The 723-nt window shown below is 63.1% G+C and carries 1 pseudogene; it reads left to right on the top strand.

Annotation, left to right across the window (positions count from 1 at the left end):
- A pseudogene (locus ON34_RS21135) lies at positions 1 to 723 on the top strand (DNA-directed RNA polymerase subunit beta); the annotation flags it as partial.

Below are 723 nucleotides of genomic sequence, written 5' to 3' on the forward strand. Positions count from 1 at the left end.
ATGGTCCGTGCACCGACAACGGTGAGATGGCCTTGGGTAAGAACCTGCTGGTGGCGATCATGCCGTGGGAGGGTCACAACTACGAGGACGCGATCATCCTGTCGCAGCGGCTGGTGGAGGAGGATGTGCTGACCTCGATTCATATCGAGGAGCACGAGATCGACGCTCGCGACACCAAGCTGGGTGCGGAGGAGATCACCCGGGATATCCCGAATGTCTCCGATGAGGTGCTGGCCGACTTGGACGAGCGTGGCATCGTGCGTATCGGTGCGGAGGTCCGTGACGGTGACATCCTGGTCGGTAAGGTCACCCCGAAGGGTGAGACCGAGCTGACGCCGGAGGAGCGGCTGTTGCGGGCGATCTTCGGTGAGAAGGCGCGTGAGGTGCGTGACACGTCGCTGAAGGTGCCGCACGGTGAGTCGGGCAAGGTGATCGGTATCCGGGTGTTCTCCCGGGAGGACGATGACGATCTGCCGCCGGGTGTCAACGAGCTGGTGCGGGTGTATGTGGCGCAGAAGCGCAAGATCCAGGACGGTGACAAGCTGGCCGGTCGGCACGGGAACAAGGGTGTGATCGGCAAGATCCTGCCGACGGAGGACATGCCGTTCCTGCCGGACGGCACCCCGGTGGACATCATCCTGAACACCCATGGTGTGCCGCGTCGTATGAACATCGGCCAGATCCTGGAAACCCACCTGGGTTGGATCGGCAAGGCAGGCTGGG

The organism is Nocardia pneumoniae NBRC 100136 (assembly GCF_000308755.1).
Classification (GTDB): Bacteria; Actinomycetota; Actinomycetes; order Mycobacteriales; family Mycobacteriaceae; genus Nocardia; species Nocardia pneumoniae.